We start from the raw sequence: 1,191 nt of genomic DNA on the forward strand, positions 1-1,191 counted from the left end.
GCCCTTCCCCGCCGCCAAATGCACCAGCTCCGGCGCTATCTCCAGCAGCGGGCGCAACACGAAGGCGCGTTCGCCCAGGCGCGGGTGGGGCAGCGTCAGCCGTGGCGTATCGAGGGTCAGCTCGCCATAGAGCAGCAAGTCGAGATCCAGCGTGCGCGGCGCATTGCGGTAGGGCCGCTCCCGGCCGTGCGCCAGTTCGATGGCCTGCAGCGCGTCCAATAGTTCAATGGGTAGAAGCGTCGTGTCCAGTGCCACGACGGCGTTCAGGAAGTCCGGACCGCCAGCATCCACCGGCGCGCTGCGCCAGACGCTGGACAGCGCCGCGACATGGCTGCCCGGCAGCGCCGCAAGGCGCAACGCTGCCTGCGTCAACGTGGCAGAAGGGTTGGCGCCCAGGTTGGCGCCCAGTCCGACGTAGGCGCGCGAGCTCACTCGGCGGCAGTTGCGGGCGCTGCGGCGCCCTCCCCGCCACCCGGCTTGCGGCGGCGACGGCGGCGTTTCTTGGCCGGCGCGTCATCGGCCGCCGGTTCGGTCTCTTCACCGGCCGGCGCCTCGGGACGCGGTGCACGCACGACGCGAGGCTGCTTCTGCTGGGTCGCACGGGCGTCGGCCAGCAGGGCCTGACGGTCGTCATCGCTGCCCAGCGCAAAGTCCTCCCACCAGTCGGCCAGGGCCGGGTCGATCTCGCCGACGTCGGCGCGCAGGCGCAGGAAGTCAAAGCCGGCACGGTAGCGCGGCTGCTCGATGAGGCTGAACACGCCCGAACCGGTACGGCGCTCGAAGCGGGTCTGCATCATCCAGATTTCGCGCATGTCGGCCGCCAGCTTGCCGCGGCCGGAGATGTCGCCGATGCGGGCATCGAAGACGGCGTCGATCGCCTGGGCCAGTGCCGGCACGGGCGGCTCGCCGCCGTTGCGGATCTTGGTCCAGCGGTCCAGCACTTCATGCCAGAGCATGCAGGCGAGCATGAAGCTGGGGCTGACGCCGCGGCCTTCCTGCACGCGCCGGTCGGTGTCCTCGAAGGCCTGACGCACGAAGTTGCCGCGCATACCCTCGTGCAGGTCACCTGTTTCGGTCAGCATGGCGTCCAGCACTGCGAACACGCCGCGGCCCAGGCCCAGCTTCTTCAGCTGCGCGATGCTGGCCAGGGAATGGCCGGTCTGCAACAGCTTGATCATCTCGTCGAAGAGG

1 protein-coding gene and 1 pseudogene are annotated in these 1,191 nt (G+C 69.9%); both read right to left on the bottom strand.

The window, feature by feature from the left end; genetic code table 11:
* Positions 1 to 432: 2-amino-4-hydroxy-6-hydroxymethyldihydropteridine diphosphokinase (gene folK, locus AC1DU6_RS31985; protein WP_477862230.1), on the bottom strand; the 432-nt coding region annotated here is incomplete at its 3' end.
* A pseudogene (locus tag AC1DU6_RS31990) lies at positions 429 to 1,191 on the bottom strand (polynucleotide adenylyltransferase PcnB); the annotation flags it as partial. The gene folK and the pseudogene AC1DU6_RS31990, both read right to left, overlap by 4 nt.

It is taken from the genome of Roseateles sp. P5_B10 (genome assembly GCF_056400485.1).